The sequence below is a fragment of the Longimicrobium sp. genome (assembly GCA_036389135.1).
Taxonomy (GTDB): Bacteria; Gemmatimonadota; Gemmatimonadetes; order Longimicrobiales; family Longimicrobiaceae; genus Longimicrobium.
Genome location: DASVQP010000124.1, coordinates 1 through 23,025, shown reverse-complemented (window position 1 = coordinate 23,025; position 23,025 = coordinate 1). Strand labels below are relative to the sequence as shown.

The window sequence follows — 23,025 nt, the reverse complement described above, 5'->3', positions numbered from 1 at the left end:
GAGCCCATGACCGCCAGCAGCCACAGCCGGGCACCCCCCGCAGCACGAGCAGCCGCCGGACGCCGTCCGGCGCCAGGCGCTCCTTTCCTCACCGCACCATCACCCGCACCCCCGGAGGGGATTTCATGAACACCCCTGTCGTACCCAAGAGCAGGACCGCCGCCAAGGTGCTCTGCGCGCTGGCGTGCCTCGGCTCCTTCTCCGCCGCCGGCTTCGGCCCCGCCGTCCCCGCTGCGCTGGCGGCACAGGCCACCGGCCAGATCAGCGGAACCGTGACCGCCGAGGGCGGCCGCGCCCTCCCCGGCGCCACCGTGGAGGTGGTGGGCTCCGGCCGCCGCACCGTCACCGGGCCGGACGGCAGCTTCACGCTCACCGGCATCGCGCCCGGCAGCCACACCCTGCGCGTAACGGCGCTGGGCCACGCCGCGCGCACCCAGGCGGTGACGGTGTCCGCCGCCACGCCCGCCACCGTCAACGTCACCCTCGCCGCGCAGGCGGTGGGGCTGGAGGGGCTGGTGGCGGTGGGCTACACGCAGCAGCGCCGCACCACGGTGAGCGACGCCGTGTCCGAGGTGTCGGCCGCCACGCTGCGCGACCGCCAGACGGCCACGCTGGAGGAGGCGCTCCGCGGGCGCGTGGCGGGCGTCACCATCGCGTCGTCCGGCCAGCCGGGGCGCGAGTCGCAGGTGATCGTGCGCGGACAGAACTTCCTGGGCAACGTCGCGCCGCTGTACGTGGTGGACGGGATGTACACGCGGCAGAACCCCAACCTCAACCCGCGCGACATCGAGTCCGTGCAGGTGCTCAAGGACGCGTCGGCGGCGGCGCAGTACGGCGCCCAGTCTGCCAACGGGGTGATCGTCATCACCACCCGCCGCGGCCGCGCGGGCACGCCCCGGGTGTCGGTCAACTCGTACTACGGCTACCAGGAGGTTCCGCGCCGCATCGAGTTCGTGAGCGGCGCGCGCTGGAGCGAGATCAACAACATGTCGCGCGTGAACGCGGGGATGGCGGCGGACAACAGCGCCATCGGCAACAACACGGACTGGCAGGACGCCGTCTTCCAGCAGGGCGCGGTGCAGGACTACAACGCCAACGTCTCCGGTGGCGGCGACAACTCTAGCTACCTGATCGGCGGCGGCTACTTCAACCAGAAGGGCACCATCATCGAGACCGACTTCGAGCGGTTCTCGTTCCGGGTGAACTCCGAGGCGCGGGGCCGCCGCTGGCGCGTGGGGCAGAACGCCACGCTCGCCCGCAGCACGCGCAACAACCTGGTGGGCTTTCCGCTGGTGGACGTGGTGCGCCTGCAGCCGGGGATCCCGGTGCGCGACCCCAACAACGCCAGCGGCTACGGCTACGGCTCGGGCGGCGGAGCGCTGGCCACCTTTGGCACCAACCCGGTGGGCGCGTTCGAGCGCGAGGACAACCGCGACGTCAGCAACCGCGTGCTGGGCAACGTCTTCGGCGAGTACTCGTTCCTCCCCTGGCTGCGCTACCGGGTGAACCTGGGCGTGGACTACGAGGACCTGAGCTACCGCCAGTTCGTGCGCCAGCAGCAGATCCGCCAGAACACCGTGCCCACCTTCAACGAGGGTACGGACCGGCGCGACAACAACATGGTGCTGCTGATGGAGCACCTGCTGAACTCCGAGGCCACGCGCGGCGAGCACTCCATCAGCGCGGTGGCCGGCGTGTCCAACCAGTCCGGCCGGTTCGAGCGGCTGGAGGCGTACCGCCGCGGCTTCGCCAACGAGAACATCACCTCCATCGACGCCGGCACGAGCAACTTCAACAACCGCGGCTTCGAGATCCCGAGCGGCCTGCTGGGGCTGCTGGCCCGCGCCAACTACTCGTACGCGGACCGCTACCTCCTTACCGGCACGGTGCGCCGCGACGGCTCGTCGCGCTTCGGGCCGGGGAACAAGTACGGCACCTTCGTGTCCGGCTCGGCCGGGTGGGTGGTGAGCGACGAGAGCTTCTACGAGGGTCTGCCGCTGCTGGGGACCGGCGTGCCCAGCCTGAAGCTGCGCGCCAGCTACGGCTCGCTGGGCAACCAGGACATCGGCGACTTCCAGTACGCGGCGTCGGTGATCTCCAACCAGAGCTACCTGTTCGGCGGCTCCATCGCGTCGGGCGCCACGCAGCTCCGGCTGGCCAACCCCGACATCCGCTGGCAGGACCAGACGCAGACCAACGTCGGCGTCGACCTGGGGCTGCTGGACGATCGGCTGCTCCTGACGGCCGACTACTACGTCTCCAAGTCCGACGGGCTGCTGGTGAACGCGCCGCTGCCGTGGAGCCTGGGCACGGCGTTCAACGACGCCACCGCCGCCCCCACGGTGAACGCGGGGAGCATCCGCAACCGGGGCTTCGAGCTGGGCGCCGAGTACCGCATCGACCGCGGCGACCTGCAGCTCACCACCAGCGCCAACATCACCACCATCAACAACCGGGTGACGGCGCTGGGGAACGGCGGGCAGCCGATCTTCGCCGGCTTCAGCAACGTGTCGCGCACGGCGGTGGGCGGCAGCATCGGCGAGTTCTACGTCCTGCAGACCGCCGGCATCTTCCAGAGCGACGCCGAGGTGCAGGCGTACAAGAACTCCACCGGCCGCGTGGTGCAGCCGAACGCGAAGGCCGGCGACATCCGCTACGCCGACCTGAACGACGACGGCGTGATCAACGACGACGACCGCTACGTGGCCGGGAGCCCCATCCCCGACTTCGAGGGCGGGCTGTCGCTGAACGGCACCTTCCGGCGCTTCAACGTGGGGCTGGCGATGCGCGGCTCGCGCGGGGCCGAGGTGTTCAACGTGGCGCGCTTCTGGACGGACCGGCTGGACGAGAACTCCAACTACCGGGCCGACCTTGACCCGTGGACGCCCACCAACCCCGGCGCCCGCGACCCGCGCGCCGTCTTCGGCGCCGCCGGGGCAGACAACGCGCGCAGCAACACGGACCGCTGGATCGAGGACGGCTCCTTCCTGCGCATCCAGAACCTGGTGCTGGGGTACTCGCTCCCGGCGCGCTTCACCCGCCGCTTCGGGGTGGACCGCGAGGGCTCGCGCATCTTCCTGAACATCCAGAACCTGCACACCTTTACGGGTTTCTCCAACTGGGACCCGGAGATCAACGCCGGCAACGCCCTTACGCGCGGGATCGACGACGGGACGATCTATCCCAACCCGCGGTCGGTCACCCTCGGCATCGACCTGAACCTCTGATGCGCACCCCAACGAAGGCCACCCGAGCCATGACAAAGATCAGCCGGACGGCTTCGGCGCTGGTCCTGGGAGCCACCATGCTCGCGGGATGCGCCGACCTGACCCAGACCGACCCCAACCAGCAGACCACCGACAGCTTCTGGAAGACGCAGCAGGACGCGCAGCTGGGGGTCAACGCCGCCTACCGCGGCCTGCAGGAGAACGGCACCTACGGCCGCTGGCTGCAGTTCGCCTTCGACATGCGCTCGGACATCGGCTACAGCCGCAGCCCGTGGGGCGACCTGGCGAACTTCACCAAGTCGGTGCTGGGGAGCTACGACTTCGAGGTGAACCGGGAGATCTGGCAGCACCACTACCAGACGATCTTCCGCGCCAACCAGGTGATCGCCAACGTCCCCGGCATCCAGATGGACGCCGCCGTCCGCGACCGCATCGTGGGCGAGGCCAAGTTCCTGCGGGCGCTGATGTACTTCAACCTGGTGAGCCTGTACGGCAGCGTGCCGATGGTGCTGGAGCCGGCCGTGCCCACCGACCGGCCCATGCAGGTAACGCCGGAGCAGGCGTGGACGCAGGTGGAAAAGGACCTGACCGAGGCCCGCGCCGCGCTCCCGGCGTCGTACCCGGCGAGCGAGGCGGGGCGCGCCACCAGCGGCGCCGCCCTGGCGCTGCTGGGCCGCGCGCAGCTCCAGCAGGGGAAGTGGGGGGCGGCCGCGCAGAGCTTCGCCCAGGTAATCCCCAACTACCAGCTGCTCGGCAACTACGGCGACAACTTCCTGGACGCCAACGACAACAACCGCGAGACGATCTTCGAGGTGCAGTTCGGCGGCCCCGAAGTGCTGGCGGCGGGGAGCCGCGGGCAGAACATCATCAAGATGATGGGGCCCTGCGGCGTGGGCTTCTGCGACGGCGAGCCGACGCGCTGGTACTTCGACCAGCTCCGCGCGGAGACCACCACCGGCGGCGCCCCGGACCCGCGGCTGGACGCCACGCTCTTCTACAACCGGCCGGGCGGGATGGACGTGTACGGCACCCCGTGGGCCACCCGCTACCCGGACCGGCCGAACGAGGCCTTCTGGAAGAAGTACGGCGAGTACCAGAAGCGCGAGCAGGACTGGGACAACCCGATCAACATCAAGGTGCTGCGGCTGGGCGGTGTGCTGCTGATGCACGCCGACGCGCTGAACGAGAGCGGCCAGACGCCGGCGGCCAAGCCTTTCGTGGACCGGGTGCGCATTCGCGCCGGGCTGGCGCCGCTCCCCAACGGCCTGTCGCAGGCGCAGATGCGCGACCGCATCGAGGCGGAGTTCCTGAAGGAGATGGGGCTGGAAAACGAGCGCTTCCTCTGGCTCAAGCGGCACGGATGGCTGACCGACCCGGCCAGGATCAACATCCTGAAGACGCGCGACCCGGACTTCAATCTGTTCCAACCGTTCCGGGCGGTGCTCCCCATCCCGGCGACGGAGACCAACCTGAACCCCAACGTCGATCAGAACGACGGCTGGTGACGCGGGGCTCTGGCTGACTTTCTGCGGACGGCCGTCCAGGCGGCCGTCCGCAGCGTCGTTGCACTCACATCCACGGGTCGTACGATGAACCGTTCCCTCTCCTCTACCTGCGCCGCGCTGGCGCTGCTGCTGGCCGCCTGCTCGGGCGAGAGCACGCCGCCGCCCGTCGTGCAGCCCGTGCAGTGCACCTTCAGCAACCCGCGCGCGGCGGGGGCGGACCCGTGGGTGGTGCGCGAGGGCGGCGCGTACTACATGGTGCAGTCGCGCGACAACGGGATCTACGTGTCGCGCTCCGCGAACCTCACCGACGTGGCGGGGACGGGTGTGCGCGTGTGGGCCGCGCCGGATTCGGGGTGGAACCGCACCAACATCTGGGCGCCGGAGCTTCACCGCATCGGCGACCGCTGGTACATCTACTACGCGGGCGGGCGGGCGGGGCCGCCGTACGTGCACCAGCGCGCGGGCGTGCTGGAGTCGGTGGGAACGGACCCGCAGGGCGCCTACGTGGACCGCGGGATGCTCTACACGGGCGACGACCTGGCCGGGGGCGCACCCAGCCGCTGGGCGATCGACCTGACGGTGGGGGAGGTGAACGGGCAGCGCATCGCCGTGTGGTCGGGATGGGAGAACGACGCCACCACCGACCGAACTCCGCAGCACCTGTACGCGGCGCCGATGTCCAACCCCTACACCATCAGCGGCAGCCGGGTGCGCATCAGCTCGCCCGTGGAGCCGTGGGAGCGCGGCACCGAGCTGGACCTGCAGGAGGGGCCGCAGTTCCTGAAGCACGGGGGGCAGACATTTCTGATCTACTCCACGCGCGAGTCGTGGCTGGAGCACTACCGCCTCGGGCAGCTCCGCCTTACGGGCGCCGACCCGCTTCGCGCGGCGAGCTGGACGAAGAGCGGGCCGGTCTTCCAGCCGATCCCGGGGGTTCCCGGTGTGGGGCACGCCAGCTTCACCGTCTCTCCGGACGGCACGGAGGACTGGATCGTGTACCACGCCAAGACCAGCACCACGCCGGGGTGGGACCGGGTGATCCGCATGCAGAAGTTCACCTGGAACGCGGACAACTCGCCCAACTTCGGCTCCCCGGCCGAGTCGGGACGGCTCCTGGCGCGCCCTTCGGGGGAGTGCACGCCCTAACTGCTTGCCTCACACAGAGACACAGAGGGTACAGCAAGAAGGAACAGAAAGGTTTCTCTGCGTCTTGCGGTTCCCTCTGTGCCCTCTGTGTGAGGCTTTTACGCCCTTGGCTGGAGGCGGATTGGTGAGTGCGGAGATCGGCGGGGGCTCGGTTTTCGGGAGGCTCCCCGGCGGAGAGCCGGTGGAGGCGTTCACGCTGCGAAGCTCCGGCGGGATGGAGGCGCGGGTGATCGCCTTCGGCGGGGCGATCGTCTCGCTACGCGTGCCGGACCGCGTGGGGCGGGTGGAAGACGTGGTGCTGGGCTACGACTCGCTGGAGGGCTACCTCGCCGACGACGCGTACTTCGGATCGCTGATCGGGCGCTACGCCAACCGCATCCGTGACGGACGCTTCTCGCTGGACGGCGTCGAGCACGCGCTGGACGTGAACAACGGCTCCAACCACCTCCACGGCGGGCGGCGCGGCTTCCACAAGGTGCTCTGGAAGGCCGAGCAGGCGGATGGCGCCCTCACCCTCGCCCACTCCAGCGCGGACGGCGAACAGGGCTACCCGGGCGCGCTCCACGCCCGCGTCACCTACCGCCTGACCGACGCCAACGAGCTGGTGGTGGACTATGCCGCGACCGCGGAGCGCCCCACTCCGGTGAACCTGACGCAGCACTCCTACTTCAACCTGACCGGCGACCCCACACGCGACATCCTCTCCCACGAGCTGCAGGTGGAGGCCGACTTCATCACCCCGGTGGACGCCACGCTGATCCCCACCGGCGAGCTGAGGCCGGTGGAGGGCACCGCGTTCGACTTCCGCCGCCCCGCCCCCATCGGCGCGCGCATCGACGACGGCGACGCGCAGCTGGCGCACGCGGGCGGCTACGACCACAACTTCGTGCTCCGCCGCAACGGCGCTGGGCCCTCGCTGGCCGCGCGCGTGCACGACCCCGCCAGCGGCCGCACGCTGGAGGTGCACACCACGGAGCCGGGGATCCAGTTTTACTCCGGCAACTTCCTGGACGGCGGCGCACGCGGCAAGAACGGCGTGCGCTACGCCCACCGCTGCGGGCTCTGCCTGGAGCCGCAGCACTTCCCCGACTCTCCCAACCACCCCGCCTTCCCCCCCGTCATCCTGCGCCCGGGCGAACGCTACACCTCGCGCACGATCTACAGGTTCGTGACGGATTGAACGACGGCGGGTGGATTTTCGAGCAGGCCGTTTGATTTTGGAAGGCGGCCACGGCGCGTGCACGGGGCACGGGCAGCCACGTGGGGCGGCCCCTACAGGATCGATGCGTGAGGCGGGCGTCGAGTCATGCTGGGCGAGGGCGGACACGCAGGTCCGTCCCCACGGATATTGCGCCGGGAGCGGGCGGCGATGCGGCGCCGGGCACGGGCGCGATGAATCGCGCCCCTACGGGATCCGTGCGTGCAGCCGCCATTGAAGCACCGCACGGATCGACGCAAACGCCCCTCCCCCAGGTAGTTATTGGGGGAGGGGCAGCGAGTTCACGAGCGGGGAGGGGGCCCGCGCCCTACGGCCCGAAGCGGCCCCGCTCCACGCGCGGCGCGCCGGTCCGCGGGATGGTGACGCGGAAGAGGTCGCCGTAGTCGGCTTCGGTGAGGGCGGGGGCGGGGCCGCCGCTCAGCGCCGCCACGATGGCGGGCACCGTGTTGCTGTGGCCGACCACCACCACCGTCTGGCCCGCGTGGCGGGAGAGGATCTCGCGGGCCAGGTCCTGCGCGTAGGTGGCGGAGTTGGCGGCGCTGGCGGGGCGGGTCGTTACGGCGATGCCCATGGCGGCGGCGAGCGGCGCCGCGGTCGCCTGGGTGCGGCGGAGCTGCGTGCTGTAGATGGCGGTCACGCGGCCCGCATCGCGCACGGCCTGCGGGAGCGCTTCGGCGCGCGCCTGCCCCGCGGGGGTCAGCCCCGGATCGGCGGCGGGCTCGGCCGCGCGCTCGGCGTGGCGCACCACGAACACGGTGGTCGCGCGCTCGGCGGCGGGCGCGGGGACGCTCGCGCCCGGCGCACAGCCCGCGAGCGCGAGGAGGGCGGCGCCCACGAACCAGCGCCGGGTGAAGGCAGGTCTCGTCATCAGCGTGCTCGGATGAAGGGGAATTGGCCGACGCCCCAACATAGCGCGCCGCCCCTCCTCGTGCATGCCTACGTGTCGAACTACGCGGCGGGAGGCTCCCAATCGAACCAGTGCACCGCCGGCGCGGGAGCTTCCACCGCCAGCGCGCCCACGAAGCCGGGGCCGGGATGGAGCTCGTGGAGGCTCCACCGGAGCTCGCCGCCGGGCTCGCCGCGCGTGGCGAGCAGGCGGGGCGGGTCGCCGGGCGCCAGGGTGACGTCAAAGGAGTCGAGCGGAATGGAGAGCCCCTCGCCCACCGCCTTGATGTACGCTTCCTTGCGCGTCCAGCAGGTGAAGAACGCCGCATCTCGCGATTTCGGCGGCAAGGCGAGCAGCGCCTCGTTCTCGGCGGGGGAGAAGAAGCGCTCCGCGATCGACGCGAAGTCCGCCACCCGCACCAGCTCCTCCAGGTCCACCCCCACCTCGCGGCCGAGGGCGAATGCGGCGAGCCCCATACCGCCGGCGTTGGAGAAGTTGAAGCGCAACCCCGAGTCGGCCGCGCTCCCGTCCAGCGACGGCTTGCCGTGCGCGGAGTAGCGGAAGACCATCTCGTCCGGGCGGATCTCCAGGTAGCGCGCCAGGAGGTGGCGCAGGATGGCGCGCCCCGCCGTGAACCGCGTGCGGTGGATGTCGAAACGGAAGCGAGCCGCACGCGCCTGTTCGTCGGCGTCGAGGGCGGCGGAGAGCTTCGAGAGAAGGTGAGGCGTTAGGTCGAGCCGCACGCGCCACACGTGCACGTCGTGCGGGTGCAGGGCGAGGGCGGCGGGGGGCGCCGCCCAGACGGGATCAGCCAAACGCGGTGGAACCGGCGATTACCGGAGCCCCTGGGCGTGCATGGCTACGCGCCCGCGCCGGGGGCGCATCTCCGGCCACGCGCGGTCGATGTACGCCAGGCACTCGTCCTTGTGCCCCGCCTTCCCCACGTCGCGCCACCCCGCCGGGACGGCGCCATTGACCGGAACGATGGAGTACTGGCCGCCGCCGTTGACGAGCAACCGGTAGATCGTGGAGTCCTTGCGGTCCTGGCTCATCGAACGCTCTGGTGTGGCGTGGTCTGGACCGCGGACGCCCGGGTGCGGAGTGCGGCCTCCGGCCCGTGCCCGGGAAAAAACGTTTGGTGGCGACTCTGATACAAATGCGACCGCGACCGGCCGGGCGCAAGAGTGTTGCGGCTACAGGCATCCCGCTCCCCATCAATTGGCCGATCCGGTCCGGGTGAACCGCTGCGGTGGGCCGCCTCCCTCCTCCAGGGTGAAGCCCGTCACCGCGCCGCCGTCGCGATGGAAGGTGAATGACCGGTGCGGCACTCCCAGCAAGCGAAAGGTTGCGGCGCCGACCGCGACCATCCCGGTTTCTCGCCCGGGGAAGAAGGCGCGGAGCTGCCCGTCGCGCACCCTCATCTCCATCCGGAGGCCGTGCTCTCCCGTATAGGCGCCGGTGAATCGTTCCAGCTCCGCCGGCGGCATGGCGATGGGCGTGGTGGCCAGCGCGCGCACCGGAAAGGGCGGGCGGCGGATGGAGGCGACGCACGACGCATCCAGCCCCTTTGCGTCCGCCGTGCGGATGAAGGCCACCAGGAGCGGCCCCAGGCAGCCCCTGGTGCCCTGCAGCCCATCGAAGCCGTGCCCCGCGCTGGGGACGACGATGTGGCGGCCGTTGGGGAGATTGCGGATCGCCTCGTCGCCCTGCGCGGGCGGGGTGGCCGGGTCCCACTGGCCCGTCAGCGCCAGGACGGGTACGTCGGAGCGGACCGGCTCCAGGTACGAGCGCTCCACGGGACGTACCGGCCACGCCGCGCACGCCGCCTTCTGGTTCCTGACGCGATAGTCGCCCAGAAACGTTGCCTGCGCCTCCCTCACCGCCTCAGCCTCCTCGAAGAAGGGGAGGTCCTCGGCGCAGGTGACGGATAGGTAGAGGCCGTGGCTTCCTTCGTCGATGATGAAGCGCCGGCCGAAGAGCGCCTGCTCGGCCGCGGGCCCGAAGTCGCCGCGGCTGGCCTGGTGGATCACGGCGGGGACGAGCGACGCCGCGCTGGCGACGTAGGTCATGTAGCGCAGCCCCTCGGAAAAGAGGTTGCGGGTGAGGGTGAGCCTCACAGGCTCGCCGCTCCGGGGGTCGCTGACGGTGACCTCGACGGGTTCGCGGGCGAGCCGCTCCACCACGGTGCGCAGCTTGTTCTTGAGATCCGGATAAGCCGCGTTGCACGCGGCGTCGCGCTCGCACTCGCCCAGTACCCCGTCGATGGCGCGTTGCGCGTCGGCGGCGATGTGGCTCGGCATGCGGGAGCCGGTGGGCACCACGCCGTGCAGGATGCTGGCGCGGACGCGCCGCGGGTACCTGCGCATGTACACGAGCGCGGCGCGCGTGCCGTACGAGGTGCCGTACAGGTTCAGCCGCTCGTACCGCAGCGCGGCCCGCAGCTCGTCCAGGTCCTCCGCCATGTTGTCGGTGGTGTACGCGCCCAGATCCGCCTTTCCGCTCCACTCCGCGGCGCAGCGGCGCACTCGGTCGGCGGGGTAGAAGTCGCCCAGGTACTCGGCGAGGGAGGGGCCGTAAAGGGAGCACCGGAGCTTGTTGGAGCCGCCGGTGCCGCGCGCGTCCACCAGGAGGATGTCGCGCGTGTCCCTCAGTTCGCGCAGCTCGTCCGCCACGCGCGCCGCCAGGTCCCTGGTCGCCTGCCCCGGCCCGCCGGCGATGGGCACGACCGGGTCCCTGGTGGCCGCACCGGTCGCGGGGAGCACGATGAAGCGGATGGGGATCTTGCGCCCGCTGCGCGCCGCCCGGTTCTCCCACACCTGCAGCGTGCCGCAGCGCGCCGCCCCCGCGCCCGGCACGTCGCACGGCTCCACGCGGAGGTCGTTGGTCTGCGCGGACAGCGGAGCCGCGAAGGCGAACACGGCGGCAAGAGCGGTTCGGCGCATGACGGGTCCCAGGGAGATGTTGGCGCAAAGCGTTGCCGGCGGCGGGCGCCCGCGCACGTCTGTTGGACGCGCACCGAGCCCGGATGGTTTCTAACGCGGTTGACACCCGCACGCAATCCCGCGATCATAAAGCACCTGTTTGAAACGCTTGTTTGATCGAGGTGATAGATGTCGGTCGTTGTTTCGGGACGGATCGGGCGCGGCCCGCTGGTGGCGATGCTGGCGGGGCTGACGGGGATCACGGCGCTCTCCATCGACATGAGCCTGCCGGCGATGCCCCAGCTCCAGCGGGTGTTCGGCGCGGACGTGGGGTCGACGCAGCTCACGCTCAGCCTCTTCCTGGTTGGATTCGCGGTCGGGCAGCTCGTCTGCGGGCCGCTTTCGGACCGCGTGGGGCGGAAGCCGGTGCTGCTGTCGGGGCTGGCACTCTTCGTGGCGGCGGGGCTGGCGTGCTCCGCCAGCCCGTCGCTGGCGCTGCTGGTGGCCGGGCGCTTCGTGCAGGGGCTGGGCGCGAGCGTCGGGCCGATCCTGGCGCGCGCCATCGTCCGCGACAGCTTCGAGGAGCGGGACGCGTCCGGAGTGCTCTCGCAGATCACGCAGGTCATGATCGTGGCGCCGCTGGTGGCGCCCACCGTGGGCGGCTACATCCTGGCGTTCTCCGGCTGGCAGTCCATCTTCCTGGTGCTCGCCGCGGCGGGGCTCATCCTGTGGACGGTGTGCTGGCGCCTCCTTCCCGAGACGCGCAGGCCGCACGCGGAGCGCCCGCCCGCGCTGCTGGAGAGCTACCGCGCGGTGCTGACGCACGGCGCCAGCCTTCGCAACGTGCTGACGGTCTGCTTCTCGTACGCGGGGATGTTCGCGTACATCAGCGGCTCGCCCTTCGTGCTCATCGACGCGTTCGGGGTTCCGCGCGAGCTCTTCGGCCTCCTCTTCGCCCTGCCGGCTGGGGCGCTGCTGGCGGGCGCCACCCTCAACCGCATCCTGGTGACGCGCATGGAATCCGCGCGCCTCCTGCGCATCGGCGTGCTGCTGGTGTTCGGGGCGGGGGTGACGATCGCGGCGCTGGCTTCGCTGGGGCTCGGCGGGCTTCCGGGGGTGCTGGGGCCGATGATGCTGTACATGCTGGGGATGGGGCTGGTGCAGCCCAACGCCACCGCCGCCGCCATGGCCCCGCACGGCCGCCTGGCCGGAGTGTCGTCCTCGGTGATCGGCTCGCTCCAGACGGTGGGCGGGGCGCTCTCGGGATACGTGGTGGGCGCCTTCTACGACCACTCGCCCCGCTCACTCGCGCTCACGGTGGGTACGATGGGTGTGGCGACGCTCCTGGTGCACGCATCCACCCGCGCCCGCCCGCGCGACGCGATGCGCGAGGCGGCAGGCCCGCCGCTGGCCGTCGAGGCATGAGCGGCGAGGCGCGAAAGAGCGCGCGCGAGGCGCTCCTGGACGCGGCGGAGCGGCTCTTCGCCGAGAATGGCGTCGCGGAGACCTCCGTGCGCGCCATCACGGCGGCGGCGGGCGCGAACGTGGCCGCCATCAACTACTACTTCGGCTCGCGCGAGGCGCTGATCGAGGCGCTGCTGGCGCGCCGCCTGGAGCCCCTGAACGCCGTGCGCCTGCGCCTCCTGGAGGAGCGCGCGCCCCGCACCGCGTCCGGGGTGCTGTACGCGCTGGCGGTGCCTGCGCTGGAGCTCCGCTTCCGGCACCCTCACTTCGCCCGCCTCGCCAGCCGCCTGCGCGCCGACACGGACCCGCGCGTGTGGGAGCAGTACCGGCTCCACCAGGCGCCGTTCGTGGAGACTTTCCGCGCCGCCTTTGCCGCCACGCGCCCCGACCTCCCCGCGGACGAGTCGGCGCGGCGCCTGCACTACGTCCTCGGCGCCATCCACCACGTGTGGGCGCACGCGCCGCTCCCGCCGGAGGAGTCCGCCGAGCGCCTCGTGGAGAGCTTCCTCACCTTCTACGGCACCGCGTTGGACGCGCCGGCTCCTTTGTGAAGAACAGCAACTGCCGCCTCACACAGAGCCACAGAGGAGACTGCAAGAACGGAAGAGAGGTCCTGGTGACCCTCCGCGTACATGCTGTTCCCTCCGTGGCTCTGTGTGAGATTGCCGTTTCGGGATGACGCAGATGTGGGTTTTCCTTGCATTGATGTCCGCGTGCTGTTCGGCGGGGACGAGTTTCTCGCTGAAGCGCGCCGTGGGGCACGGCGGCGCCATCGTGACCACGGTGTCGGCGCGACTGGTGGCGGGGATGATCCTGCTGGGGCTCGTGGCGGCGCTGGGGGTGTGGCCTGAGCTGTCGCCCGCCTACTGGCGCGCGGCGGGGATGGTGCTGGTTCCGGAGGTGCTGGGCACGATCTTCCTCACGCTCGCCCTGCGCGCGGGCGACCTGTCGCTGGTGCAGCCGCTGCTCGGGCTGCTTCCGCCGCTGGTGATGGCGGGCGGGGTCGTCTTCCTGGACGAGGTGCCCACGCGCGAAGCGGGGCTCGGCGTCGCGCTGGTGACGGTGGGGGTGTACTGCGTGGGGCTCGCGCCGGGGGCGTCGTTGCTCCAGCCGCTGCGGGCGCTGGCCCGGGAGCGGGCGAGCTGGTTCGCCGTAGCGTCGGCGTGCTCGTGGAGCCTGGCGACGCTGGTGCACAAGATGGGGATCGACGCGGTCGGGCCCTTTCCGTGGGCCGCCACGCTGGCGCTCGGCACGGCCCTGGCGCTGGCGGCGCTCCTCCCCTGGATGGCGTGGAAGGCGCCGGCGGGGATCGGCCTCCCCGCGGCGGGGACGCCGTGGGGGCGGTTCGTGGTGCTCGCGGGATGCTGTTTCGCGCTGCAGCAGGCCGCCCTCCACCTCGCCTTCCGCGCAACGCAGACGGGCTACGTCATCGCCATCACCTCCACCGGAATCCTGTTCGCGACCGTGCTGGGGATCGTGCTCCTCCGCGAGCGCGCGGCGGCGCGCACGCGGCTGGCGGGCGCGCTCCTGATCAGCTGCGGCGCGACGCTGGTGGCGCTGTTCGGGTGAGAGCGGATGTCACGCACCCCTCAGCAGGAAGTTAGCCCCCAGTCAACGATTCGCTCCGCTGGCAGAGCCAAATTGTGCACGGATGCTTGCCCCATTTTCCGCGACGATGCGACTCGCCGAATCGTTGCGTGCGTCGTACAGCGCGGCGAGCTCCCGGAACCGCTCATAGTCTGCGCGATTCTCAAACGTCGCCTCTCCCGAGTTCGGGTCCACCTTGATCCTCGGTGCTGCTGACGCGAGCAGTTGATGCACCTCAACCGCCGTTCCAGCCGCACGCGATAAGACGGGAAGTTGATTGTGAGAGGTGTACGCCTGCCGGAAGCCCCGGACCACGCTTGCGCTGGCCGAGCGTGGAACCCCGGCCTCGCGCAGATTCCGTTGCAAGATGCCGAGAACATCTCTCCCCAGGTATTCGTTCGCTCGCTGGGTGTACGCCATGTAGCCCCGAAAGTGGCGTTCCACTTCCGGGTGTGCGTCCGCCGTGGCCACGTACTCCGGGGTAAGCCACGCGCTCGGCGGAATCGTGTCGACCTCCACGCCGAGTTGCCGGGGATTCCGGATGGTTCGCGACATCTCACTGAGCGTACGCTGCACAGCCCAGGCAAGCTTGGCATCGGGAGAGTCCGGGGGCACCGTGTCGCCGGCGGCGAACTCCGCCACTCCTCCGGTGAACATCGCCATGAACCTGCGGTCTACGTCTGCTCGTTCCTCCTCGGCTCGCCGCGCTGTTTCGCTGGCGGATACGACCGCCGCGAGCACGAGCGTTGCGAACGGCACATAGCGCCGTGAGCGCCGGGTCCAACCGAACAACAGCATCGCGAAAACCGTGAAGACGAAAGTACCACCGAGTGCGCCACCGAACGCAAACGCAGGGTCAGGAGCGGGTTCAGCATTGATGGCGACGGTGAGTCCCGTGAGCACGAAACAGGCAATGGCCGTCGCCTTGTACAGCGGGGTCGTGGAAGGTATGGATTGCCCGCACTCCGAACAGGTGCTCGGCGTTCCGAGGTGCGCCGCTTTGCAAAATGTGCATTTTCGCATTACACCCCTCTCCTTGAGTTTCCAGACACCCGCGCCAATTGCGCCGAATCCTATGCACGCCCCCGTGCTATGGTCAAGGATTTCGATTCAGAAAAAAGGCGTGATAAGACGTGAAGTGGATGGACGGTGAAATTTCGTCCTTGAAACGCCCGCGCCGGGCGAGCATTTTCAGTCCCGCCGATTCACTCCGCGACCCCTTCCCCGCATCCACATGGCCGATCGGTACCGGATCGTCGAAAGAGACGGGGCTCTCCACCTGGAGGAGCCCGGCTTCTTTGGGAAAGACCTGGGCGAGCTCCACGAGACCTGGGGAGGCAAGCTGGAAACGCGCAACGTCTTCGCCGAGGATTACGTCCTGGAGGACGTCTCCGGGCTCTTCTCGTCGGGGCAGAAGTACAGGATCACGCTGCCAGACGGCACCACCGGCACGCTCACCAAGGGCGGGTTCGGCGACAGCTACGCCTTCGAGGCGGACTGACCGCGCGCTCTCCTGGAAAGCCGTGAGCCCCCAGGGATGTTCCCCGGGGGCTCGGCTGGCTACTTTTTCGGCGGGCTCTTCGGGGGATTGTTGCCCCGCCCCTTCCCCGACTCCTCGCCTGTCGTGCTCGGCCCATTGGGCGGGCGGGGCGCCGCGTTCTGCTTCGGCATAGAGATCTCCTCGTCGTTCCCTCGACAGTTGATCGGCGACAGGTGGAGGGAGTAGCGCCTGCCGCTGGCCGCGGGGTTCGCATCAATTAACAAGCCAAAAGGCGCGGAAGGTTCGCGGGCGCGTCGGTGGACCGGCGGCTGCGCACTCTGGCGGCGGAGCGGCGCCGGTTGTAAATGTGGGTGCCCTGAGCCTGCATCTCATTCTACGGAACACCCCCCACGTGAAGCCGACCATCACCACGCGCACACTGCTGGCGCCGGCGCTCTTCGCCGCCGCGCTGACCGCCGCTCCGCTGCACGCAACGGCGCCGGGCGACACGACACCCGCCGCGCGGCCGGTGGCGCGCCGCTCGGGGGAGAGCCCGGAACTGGCGCGGCGCATGGGGTGGCCGGTCGAGAGCCCACGCGCGCTCCCGGGCGCGCTCCTGCCCAGCAGGCGCATCGTATGCTACTACGGCAACCCGGCGTCGCGGCGGATGGGCGCGCTCGGGCAGTATCCCAAGGCCGAGATGCTGCAGCGGCTGCAGCGCGAGGTGGCCCGCTGGAACGCGGCGGACCCGGCGCACCCGGTGAAGCCCTGCCTGCACCTGGTGGCATCGGTGGCGCAGGCGGATGCCGGGCCTTCCGGGCACTACAGGGCGATCGTGCGCGACTCCACCGTGAGGATGGTGCACCGGTGGGCGCGCGAGGTGGACGGCGTGCTGTTCGTTGACCTTCAGATCGGCACGGACAACATCCGCAACCTGCTGCCGCGCTTCGAGTGGATCCTGCGCAATCCCGACGTGCACCTGGGGCTCGACCCGGAGTTCTACATGAAGGGGGGGCAGCGCCCCGGCACGCGCGTGGGCACCATGAGCGCCGCCGACGTGAACTACGCAGCCGGCTTCCTGGCCGACCTGGTCCGCAAGCACAACCTGCCGCCCAAGGTGCTGGTGGTGCACCGGTTCACCCGCCGCATGCTCACCGACGCGCCCTCGATCCGCCTGCGCCCGGAGGTGCAGTTCGTCATCCACATGGACGGCTGGGGCCCTCCGTTTCTGAAACGCGACTCCTACGAGGCGTTCGTGGTGCGTGACCCGGTGCAGTACGCGGGCTTCAAGCTCTTCTACCACAACGACACCAAGCAGGGCCACCCCCTGATGTCCCCGCGCGACCTCCTCCGCCTGGAGCCGAAGCCGCTGTACATCCAGTACCAGTGAGGGCGGCGGCTGGGTCGCCGGGGGATAATCCCCCGGCTGGAACCACGGGAAGGCGGCTGAAGCCGGCTCGTGCACCCCGGCATCGGACCCGGAGTCCGCGGAGGCGGACTTTGTGCTGTTGTTGCCGCGAGTTCACTCGCCCGACGTAACCTGGCGCGCCGCCCATCTCACCATCAGGCCGAGGTGAAGCGGACGGTTGCGCAGGCCGCGCCGGAACACGCCGCGCAGCCCGTGGACCTGGACCGCGTGATCGGCGCCGGGGGTGATGACGAGCGAGTCCCCCGGATGGTTGGCCGCGCGGCGCGCGGCTGCGACGGCGGCCCGGCTGCGCGCGACGGGAACCAGCGCATCCGCGCCGCCCCAGACGGCGAGCACCGGCGCGCGGAGCCGCGCCAGGGCCGGGACGGGAGTGTAGTCCATCTTCGTGCGGTACCAGGACCACCACCAGTCGTCGCGCCGCGTGGGGCCGGCTAGCCCCGAGTACGGCCGCCCCGCCGCCGCCCGGGCAGCCGCCTCGAACTCCTCCCATCCGGCGCCCGTCCGCGCGTAGGCGTGCTTCAGCCGCTGTAGGTGCATCGCGGCGCGTCGTTCCTCCGGCGGCAGCGCCTGTACCTGCCCGGCGGTCTGGTGAAGGTTCTGCTCGGCGAAGGTGACGCCCGTGCCGGACTGCATAATGACGAACGCCAGCCGCTCGCGCAGCGCCACCTCCGGCGCGATGACGGCGCCCTCGCTCCCACCCCAGACGCCCACGTGCGCCGAATCGACCCACGGGTGCCTGCGAAGCACCCGGGCCGCAGCAGCCGCGTCGTCGACCAGCGCGCCGAACGGGCTGAGCCGCCAGTCGCCTCCCGATTCCTCGCTCCCGCGCTTGTCGTAGACGAGCACCGCAAACCCCCGCCGGACGAACGCGTCGATGAGCATGCCGTAGTACGGATTCTCGCGCCCGTCCGGCCCCGAGCCGTGGAGCAGGAGCACCGCCGGGTGCGGCCCACCCTCCGCCGGCGCCACGACGGTCCCCGCCAGCACTACACCGCCACTGGCGATGCGCACCTCCTGCCGCCGCAGGGGAGCTTGCGCGCAGGCTGCGGCGAGAAGCACGACGAGCGCGGCGCACCACGGGAGCAGCGGCGAGGCGGCCTTGTACATCGGCGGATCGTTCCTTGGCGTGGAGGGTGGAGGGTGCTACGATCCATACGATGCTGCATCGTGGCTCCTCGCCACAACTCCCCTGCCCTCGACAGCACCCCGCCGATGCGCATCCGCCTCGCCCCACGCGTGAGAAGGACGCTCCGCGCCTTCCTCGCGGCCGCGGCGATGACGGGCTGCGGCGCGCAGGCGGCGCCGCCCGCGCTGGCCATCGTCGACGTCGCGCTGATCGATGGGGTGAGCGAAACGGTGCGCGCGCACCAGACGGTGATCGTGCGCGATGGGAAGGTTGTGGAGGTGGGGCCTGCCTCAGAAACGGAGGTCCCGCGCGGCACGCGGCGCATCGACGGGCGCGGGCGGTGGCTGATGCCGGGGCTGTGGGACATGCACGTGCACGCCTTCGCCTACGACTTCGCGGACTTCTCGGGCCCGCTGATGCTGGCGTGGGGCGTCACGGGCGCGCGCGACATGGGCTTCTACGTCGACACCGCGCGCTTCTGGCGCGGCGAGGTGGCGGCGCAGCGCGTCGAAGGCCCGCGTATGGTCGTCGGCGGACGGCTGGACGGTCCCGTGAACCGCGCGCCGTGGGTCGCGCGCGCTGCCACCGACGCCGAAGCGCGCCACGCCGTGGACTCGCTTGTGGAGGCGGGCGCGGACTTCATCAAGGTCTACAGCAGCCTGAACCGGGCCGCGTACTTCGCGGCGGCGGACCAGGCGCGGCGCCGCGGGATCGTCATCGCCGGGCACGTGCCGCACTCGGTCTCCACGCTGGAAGCAATCCGCGCGGGCCAGCTCAGCATCGAGCACGAGGACGACCTCATGCGCGCCTGCAGCCGCGAGGACGCCACGCTGCGCCGCGAGTTGTCCACGAAGCCCGCCGGCGCGCCGCCATCCGCGGAGCTCGCGATGATCCGCGACCACGGACGCCGCATGCGCACGGGCTACGATGCGCCGCGCTGCACCGCCGTCCTGGCCGAGATGGCGCGCGCCGGGACGCGGCTCACCCCCACGCTGATCGTCTACCAGCCCTACCTGGCGCGCACCGACACCGCGGTCATGCACCCGACCGCGCTCCCCTGGGTGCCCCCGACCCTGCAAGCGGTGTGGCGGACGCGGCTGAATCGCGCAACGCCCCGGGACTCCGCCGTCGTCGCGGCGTTCTTCAGCCTGGCGCGCACCGGCGAGGCCCACCGGCTGGGCGTGCGGCTGATGGCCGGGAGCGACGCGCCGCTCGCCTACGTCTACCCCGGCCTGTCGCTGCACGACGAGCTGGTCCTCCTCGTGCGCGCCGGCCTCACCCCGATGCAGGCAATCCGCGCGGCCACCTACGAGCCCGCCGCCTACCTGGGCGCGCTCGACTCGCTCGGCACCATCCGCCCGGGCCGCGCCGCCGACCTCGTCCTCCTGGACCGCGACCCGCTCGCGGACATCCGCAACACCCGCTCGATCTCCGCCGTCATCACCCGCGGCCGCGTGGTGGACCGGGCAGCGCTGCTCCGCCGTGTCGCGAGGGCCTCATCTGGCCAGGCACGGTAAACGTGGTGTACACTCGACCGGCCAGCGCTGCGGGATCTTAGTGGGTCGCACCGGGTTCTTCTTTGCGGCCAGAACAACAGGTCATAACGCGGGGGCTGTGGAAACGGCCATCAGCACTCACTCGCTTCCGCCACGTCGAACCATCCTCTCACATCGGTGGAATGATGATCCGATCGTTGCTCTTGCTCCTCCTCGCCCTCGCCGCGGCGCCGTCCGTTCACGCGCAGGGCGCCACGCGCACGGAGCCATCCAACTCCGGTGGACTGCGGGCCGCGTACGACCCGCGTCTCCTGGCGCCAGCTGAAGCACACGCCCCGCTGGCATCGGCCGCTCCCATCGAGGCGGCGCTCACACCTCCGGCCTCGGCACGCGGCAGCTACTGGAAGGCGGGAGCGATCGTCGGGGGCGTGCTCGGCGGGGTCGTTGGCGGTGCGGGCGGATTCGCGTTGGACAACATAGAACGGGCACATCCCCGCGCTGGCGAGCTCACGTTTCTCGGCGCGGCGGGCGGGGCGCTCGCCGGCGCACTGCTCGGCGCAGGCATCGGCGCGCTGATCGGCAAGTAGCGGCTGCCGCGAACGCGCGACCTCAACCCTCACCCGTAAGCCGGCGTGGACTTGAACACTGACCTTGGCGCGTTGTTCATGCTGGCGGGGATGATCGCCTTCATCCGTCTGCTTCCGGTGCTCGACGGCTGGAGCAGTCTGGCCACGCGCTATCGCACCGCGAAAGGCGACGGCGGGGAGGTGTTCCGCCTCGCATGGGCACGCGCGCGTGGCGTGAACCTCAACGTTACGGTCTTCATAACGCCGGCCGGGCTTGGAATCCGTGTGTGGGCGCCGTGGCACCCTCCGATCTTCGTGCCCTGGTACGAGATGGTTTACTGCGAGCCCGCCGGCCTCTTTTCCGGGAGCGCCAGGCTCCTCTGCCGCCACGCGGAGAGCGTGCCCATCTATCTCTTCGGGGGTCCCGGGCGCGCCGCGGTCGCCGCATGGGTGCGCAACCGCTCACGTACGACCTCCGATGTTGTGACGGCGTTACGGCGCGTCTGACGGTCCTCTATCCGGGAGAAAGCTCGAATGGTCACGAAGCTGGAGAAGCCGCTCAAGCGCGCGATCGAGGTGGACGGCACGACCTACGTCGTCACGCTGGAGCCGGAGAGGCTGCGGATCACGAAAAAGGGGAAGCGAAAGGGGCTCGAGCTTCCCTGGGCCCAGATCCTGAGCGGCGACGCGGGGCTGGCGGCCGCGCTGCAGGCGTCCGTCGCCTCGAAGTAGCCGGCACGCCGCGCGCGGCACTCCCGTCGGGCACGAACCCGCGTGACCGCTACGAACGGGCTGCGCGGCACTTCGCGCGCGACAAGGTGAACACCACGCCTCCCAGTGCGCCGGCGCACAGGTAGAGGGGCAGGACGGCGAGGTCGAACCGCGTGCCGGTGAGCCCGATTCCGAACCCGCGCGAGTACGACCGCGGGATCAGGGCAACGGTGTACAGCATGGCGAACGCCCCGAGTATGCCACCGGCGACGAGGCTCTTCTCGTAGCGCTGGGGATCGCGCCGCCGCCTGCCGCCGAGCTGCTGAAGAGCAAAGAGCACGATCAGCAGCAGCTTCACGGCCGGGCCAATGTCGTCCGCCCCTTTCCACACCGCCCGCGCGAGCTCCTGGACGGTCGTCGGACCGGGGCCCGGGCCGAACGCCGCGATCAGCAGGCTCGCGCCGAACACCATCGTCACCCATGCGGCCAGCAGCGCCGTGAGGGTGCATCTGAGATCACGCCGGTCCACCGTCATCTCGCTACACTCCCTTGGGGGGATCGGGTTGCTCCGCGCACACCTCGCGAACGCATCCGCGCAGCCAGCGATGCGCCGGATCGCCTCCCATCCGCGGGTGCCAGAGCAACGAAACGATGATCTCGGGTGTGGAGAACGGAAGGGGAAAGCTGTGCACACCCTCGCGCAACGTGCCCGTGTGCCGCTCGGGGACGCTCGCGATCAGGTCGGACGCGCGGGCCAGCGCCAGCGCGGTCGAGAAGCCGCCCACCGTGGTGCCGATCTCCCGCTCCAGCCCCAGCGCCGCGAGCGGTTCATCGACCTGCGCCTGGCTGTGGCCTCTCCGCGACACGCAGACGTGCTTGCCGGAGGTGAAGCAGGCGGTCGTGACCTCGCCGCGGCTGAGCGGATGCCCTGCCCGCACCACGCCGATGAAGCGGTCTCTGAACAGGGCCCGCGCACGCAGCTCCGGAGCGGTCGAGTCCTCCACCACGCCCGTCTCCAGGTCGATGGCTCCGTCGCGAAGGGGCGCGCCGTCCTTGTCTGCCTTCTGCACGAACCGCAGCCGCACCCCCGGCGCCTCCCTGCCGACGCGGGCGATGAGCTGAGGCCCGAAGTTCTCCACGAACCCCTCGCTCGTCCGCAGCGTGAACGTCCGCGCCAGCTTCGACAGGTCGAGCTTCTCGGCGGGGCGCAGAACGGCTTCCGCCTCCTGGACGAGCTGGCTCACCCGCCCGCGCAGCTCGAGCGCGCGCGGCGTGGGCACGAGGCCGCGCCCGGCCCGCACCAGCAGCGGATCGCCCGTCGTCTCGCGCAGCCGCGCCAGCGCCCGGCTCATCGCCGACGGGCTGAGCCCCAGCCGCCGGGCCGCGCGCGCGACGCTGCCCTCCGCGAGCAGCACGTCCAGCGTGACGAGCAGGTTGAGATCGGGTCCCACGCATCACCCTCGCGGTCGCATCGTGACATGGCGTCAGACGCACGAATAAAGTGCAATCCGTGCGTCTTCCGCAATGCCGGCGTTTGCCTGAGCTTCCCCGGCGTGTTGAAACCACCGCCTGCCGGAGGGAAGAACGATGCTCCTGACGATGCCGAAGCCGGCGACCGCGCCCGGCGAATACGCAAAGGCGAACGCCTCAATCCGCTGGGCGCTCGCGAGCCTCTCGCTGTCGATGCTGCTGTCTTCACTGGGCACCAGCATCGCCAACGTCGCCCTGCCGACGCTGGCGCAGGCGTTCTCGGCCTCGTTCCAGGAGGTCCAGTGGATCGTCCTCGCCTACCTGCTCGCCATCACCACGCTGATCGTCAGCGTCGGGCGGCTTGGCGACACGATGGGACGCCGCCGGCTGCTGCTGGCCGGCATCGCCCTGTTCACGGGGGCGTCGGTGCTGTGCGGCGTCGCGCCGGCCCTGTGGATGCTGATCGCAGCCCGCGCGGCGCAGGGCTTGGGAGCGGCCGTCATGATGGCCCTCACCCTGGCCTTCGTCGGCGAGACGGTGCCGAAGGCGAGGACCGGCAGCGCCATGGGGCTGCTCGGAACCATGTCCGCGGTCGGCACCGCCCTCGGCCCGTCGCTCGGCGGCGCCCTGATCGCCGGGCTCGGCTGGCGGGCGATCTTCCTCGTCAACCTGCCGCTGGGTGTCGTGACTTTTCTTCTCGCGCACCGCCACCTGCCCGTCGATCGCGGGGGATCGAAGACTGATCGGCCCGGCTTCGATGGTGTGGGCACGCTGCTGCTCGCCCTGACGCTC

22 protein-coding genes are annotated in these 23,025 nt (G+C 70.7%); 14 read left to right on the top strand and 8 right to left on the bottom strand.

Annotated features, from left to right (window positions below; genetic code table 11):
• The first annotated feature begins 125 nt into the window (after positions 1-125).
• The 4 genes from VF584_24940 (at position 126) to VF584_24925 (ending at position 7,058) form a co-directional block, all read left to right on the top strand.
• Complete coding sequence (locus VF584_24940) at positions 126-3,227, top strand: SusC/RagA family TonB-linked outer membrane protein (GenBank protein ID HEX8213446.1); 3,102 nt, start codon at positions 126-128, stop codon at positions 3,225-3,227.
• A gap of 29 nt (positions 3,228-3,256) precedes the next feature.
• Positions 3,257-4,732 (top strand): RagB/SusD family nutrient uptake outer membrane protein, encoded by a 1,476-nt coding sequence (locus tag VF584_24935; GenBank protein ID HEX8213445.1) that lies wholly within the window; start codon positions 3,257-3,259, stop codon positions 4,730-4,732.
• 84 nt (positions 4,733-4,816) lie between these two features.
• Complete coding sequence (locus VF584_24930) at positions 4,817-5,878, top strand: glycoside hydrolase family 43 protein (GenBank protein ID HEX8213444.1); 1,062 nt, start codon at positions 4,817-4,819, stop codon at positions 5,876-5,878.
• Between the two features lie 124 nt (positions 5,879-6,002).
• The gene (locus VF584_24925) at positions 6,003-7,058 is read left to right on the top strand and encodes an aldose epimerase family protein (protein HEX8213443.1); all 1,056 of its coding nucleotides are present in this window, start codon (positions 6,003-6,005) and stop codon (positions 7,056-7,058) included.
• A 346-nt stretch (positions 7,059-7,404) separates the two neighbouring features.
• Here the strand turns inward: VF584_24925 and VF584_24920 are convergent, their stop codons facing one another.
• The 4 genes from VF584_24920 to VF584_24905 all read right to left on the bottom strand — a co-directional run bounded on the left by VF584_24920 (position 7,405) and on the right by VF584_24905 (position 10,925).
• Positions 7,405-7,965 carry a phosphoglycerate mutase family protein gene (locus VF584_24920; GenBank protein ID HEX8213442.1) on the bottom strand — a complete coding sequence of 187 codons (561 nt, stop codon included), beginning with the start codon at positions 7,963-7,965 and terminating at the stop codon, positions 7,405-7,407.
• 80 nt (positions 7,966-8,045) lie between these two features.
• Positions 8,046-8,798 (bottom strand): 4'-phosphopantetheinyl transferase superfamily protein, encoded by a 753-nt coding sequence (locus VF584_24915; GenBank protein ID HEX8213441.1) that lies wholly within the window; start codon positions 8,796-8,798, stop codon positions 8,046-8,048.
• Between the two features lie 18 nt (positions 8,799-8,816).
• A complete protein-coding gene (locus VF584_24910) occupies positions 8,817-9,035 on the bottom strand; it encodes an MbtH family protein (GenBank protein ID HEX8213440.1) in 219 nt (72 codons plus the stop codon).
• A gap of 162 nt (positions 9,036-9,197) precedes the next feature.
• Positions 9,198-10,925, bottom strand: a complete 1,728-nt coding sequence (locus VF584_24905) for an alpha/beta fold hydrolase (protein ID HEX8213439.1) — start codon at positions 10,923-10,925, stop codon at positions 9,198-9,200.
• A gap of 168 nt (positions 10,926-11,093) precedes the next feature.
• On the opposite strand from VF584_24905, the gene VF584_24900 reads away from it, so the two are divergent.
• From VF584_24900 to VF584_24890, 3 genes are all read left to right on the top strand, one after another.
• Positions 11,094-12,329, top strand: a complete 1,236-nt coding sequence (locus VF584_24900; protein HEX8213438.1) for a multidrug effflux MFS transporter — start codon at positions 11,094-11,096, stop codon at positions 12,327-12,329.
• Positions 12,326-12,919: a TetR family transcriptional regulator gene (locus VF584_24895; GenBank protein ID HEX8213437.1), complete on the top strand. Its 594-nt coding sequence runs from the start codon at positions 12,326-12,328 to the stop codon at positions 12,917-12,919. Before VF584_24900 ends, VF584_24895 begins: the two co-directional genes overlap by 4 nt.
• A 133-nt stretch (positions 12,920-13,052) precedes the next feature.
• Entirely contained in the window at positions 13,053-13,937 is an 885-nt protein-coding gene (locus tag VF584_24890; protein ID HEX8213436.1) for an EamA family transporter, read from the top strand.
• Positions 13,938-13,979: 42 nt separating this feature from the next.
• On the opposite strand, the gene VF584_24885 is transcribed toward VF584_24890, so the two are convergent.
• Positions 13,980-14,978: a hypothetical protein gene (locus tag VF584_24885; protein HEX8213435.1), complete on the bottom strand. Its 999-nt coding sequence runs from the start codon at positions 14,976-14,978 to the stop codon at positions 13,980-13,982.
• A 211-nt stretch (positions 14,979-15,189) separates the two neighbouring features.
• Here VF584_24885 and VF584_24880 point away from each other — a divergent pair, with 211 nt between their 5' ends.
• Both VF584_24880 and VF584_24875 read left to right on the top strand, forming a co-directional pair.
• On the top strand, positions 15,190-15,456 hold the full coding sequence (locus VF584_24880) for a hypothetical protein (GenBank protein HEX8213434.1): 267 nt from the start codon (positions 15,190-15,192) through the stop codon (positions 15,454-15,456).
• Between the two features lie 391 nt (positions 15,457-15,847).
• Positions 15,848-16,825, top strand: a complete 978-nt coding sequence (locus tag VF584_24875; protein HEX8213433.1) for a hypothetical protein — start codon at positions 15,848-15,850, stop codon at positions 16,823-16,825.
• Between the two features lie 132 nt (positions 16,826-16,957).
• Here the strand turns inward: VF584_24875 and VF584_24870 are convergent, their stop codons facing one another.
• Positions 16,958-17,971 (bottom strand): alpha/beta fold hydrolase, encoded by a 1,014-nt coding sequence (locus VF584_24870; GenBank protein ID HEX8213432.1) that lies wholly within the window; start codon positions 17,969-17,971, stop codon positions 16,958-16,960.
• A gap of 60 nt (positions 17,972-18,031) precedes the next feature.
• Here VF584_24870 and VF584_24865 point away from each other — a divergent pair, with 60 nt between their 5' ends.
• From VF584_24865 to VF584_24850, 4 genes are all read left to right on the top strand, one after another.
• Positions 18,032-19,507: an amidohydrolase family protein gene (locus VF584_24865; protein HEX8213431.1), complete on the top strand. Its 1,476-nt coding sequence runs from the start codon at positions 18,032-18,034 to the stop codon at positions 19,505-19,507.
• A gap of 164 nt (positions 19,508-19,671) precedes the next feature.
• Positions 19,672-20,073 carry a hypothetical protein gene (locus tag VF584_24860; protein ID HEX8213430.1) on the top strand — a complete coding sequence of 134 codons (402 nt, stop codon included), beginning with the start codon at positions 19,672-19,674 and terminating at the stop codon, positions 20,071-20,073.
• Between the two features lie 90 nt (positions 20,074-20,163).
• Positions 20,164-20,559 carry a hypothetical protein gene (locus tag VF584_24855; protein ID HEX8213429.1) on the top strand — a complete coding sequence of 132 codons (396 nt, stop codon included), beginning with the start codon at positions 20,164-20,166 and terminating at the stop codon, positions 20,557-20,559.
• Positions 20,560-20,586: 27 nt separating this feature from the next.
• On the top strand, positions 20,587-20,784 hold the full coding sequence (locus VF584_24850; GenBank protein HEX8213428.1) for a hypothetical protein: 198 nt from the start codon (positions 20,587-20,589) through the stop codon (positions 20,782-20,784).
• A gap of 49 nt (positions 20,785-20,833) precedes the next feature.
• Here VF584_24850 and VF584_24845 read toward each other — a convergent pair whose 3' ends face one another.
• Together VF584_24845 and VF584_24840 are read right to left on the bottom strand one after the other, a co-directional pair.
• Complete coding sequence (locus VF584_24845) at positions 20,834-21,298, bottom strand: hypothetical protein (GenBank protein ID HEX8213427.1); 465 nt, start codon at positions 21,296-21,298, stop codon at positions 20,834-20,836.
• Between the two features lie 4 nt (positions 21,299-21,302).
• Positions 21,303-22,214, bottom strand: coding sequence for a LysR family transcriptional regulator (locus tag VF584_24840; GenBank protein ID HEX8213426.1), 912 nt, complete (start codon positions 22,212-22,214; stop codon positions 21,303-21,305).
• A gap of 136 nt (positions 22,215-22,350) precedes the next feature.
• Between VF584_24840 and VF584_24835 the strand changes: the two genes are divergently transcribed.
• Positions 22,351-23,025, top strand: a 675-nt coding sequence (locus tag VF584_24835; GenBank protein HEX8213425.1) for an MFS transporter, incomplete at its 3' end; no start/stop codon positions are given.

Coding starts and splice junctions, on each gene's coding strand:
- VF584_24940 (HEX8213446.1), top strand. CDS start 126: ATGAACACCCCTGTCGTACCCAAGAGCAGGACCGCCGCCAAGGTGCTC.
- VF584_24935 (HEX8213445.1), top strand. CDS start 3,257: ATGACAAAGATCAGCCGGACGGCTTCGGCGCTGGTCCTGGGAGCCACC.
- VF584_24930 (HEX8213444.1), top strand. CDS start 4,817: ATGAACCGTTCCCTCTCCTCTACCTGCGCCGCGCTGGCGCTGCTGCTG.
- VF584_24920 (HEX8213442.1), bottom strand. CDS start 7,965: ATGACGAGACCTGCCTTCACCCGGCGCTGGTTCGTGGGCGCCGCCCTC.
- VF584_24910 (HEX8213440.1), bottom strand. CDS start 9,035: ATGAGCCAGGACCGCAAGGACTCCACGATCTACCGGTTGCTCGTCAAC.
- VF584_24905 (HEX8213439.1), bottom strand. CDS start 10,925: ATGCGCCGAACCGCTCTTGCCGCCGTGTTCGCCTTCGCGGCTCCGCTG.
- VF584_24900 (HEX8213438.1), top strand. CDS start 11,094: ATGTCGGTCGTTGTTTCGGGACGGATCGGGCGCGGCCCGCTGGTGGCG.
- VF584_24895 (HEX8213437.1), top strand. CDS start 12,326: ATGAGCGGCGAGGCGCGAAAGAGCGCGCGCGAGGCGCTCCTGGACGCG.
- VF584_24890 (HEX8213436.1), top strand. CDS start 13,053: ATGTGGGTTTTCCTTGCATTGATGTCCGCGTGCTGTTCGGCGGGGACG.
- VF584_24885 (HEX8213435.1), bottom strand. CDS start 14,978: ATGCGAAAATGCACATTTTGCAAAGCGGCGCACCTCGGAACGCCGAGC.
- VF584_24880 (HEX8213434.1), top strand. CDS start 15,190: ATGGCCGATCGGTACCGGATCGTCGAAAGAGACGGGGCTCTCCACCTG.
- VF584_24870 (HEX8213432.1), bottom strand. CDS start 17,971: ATGTACAAGGCCGCCTCGCCGCTGCTCCCGTGGTGCGCCGCGCTCGTC.
- VF584_24860 (HEX8213430.1), top strand. CDS start 19,672: ATGATCCGATCGTTGCTCTTGCTCCTCCTCGCCCTCGCCGCGGCGCCG.
- VF584_24855 (HEX8213429.1), top strand. CDS start 20,164: ATGATCGCCTTCATCCGTCTGCTTCCGGTGCTCGACGGCTGGAGCAGT.
- VF584_24850 (HEX8213428.1), top strand. CDS start 20,587: ATGGTCACGAAGCTGGAGAAGCCGCTCAAGCGCGCGATCGAGGTGGAC.
- VF584_24845 (HEX8213427.1), bottom strand. CDS start 21,298: ATGACGGTGGACCGGCGTGATCTCAGATGCACCCTCACGGCGCTGCTG.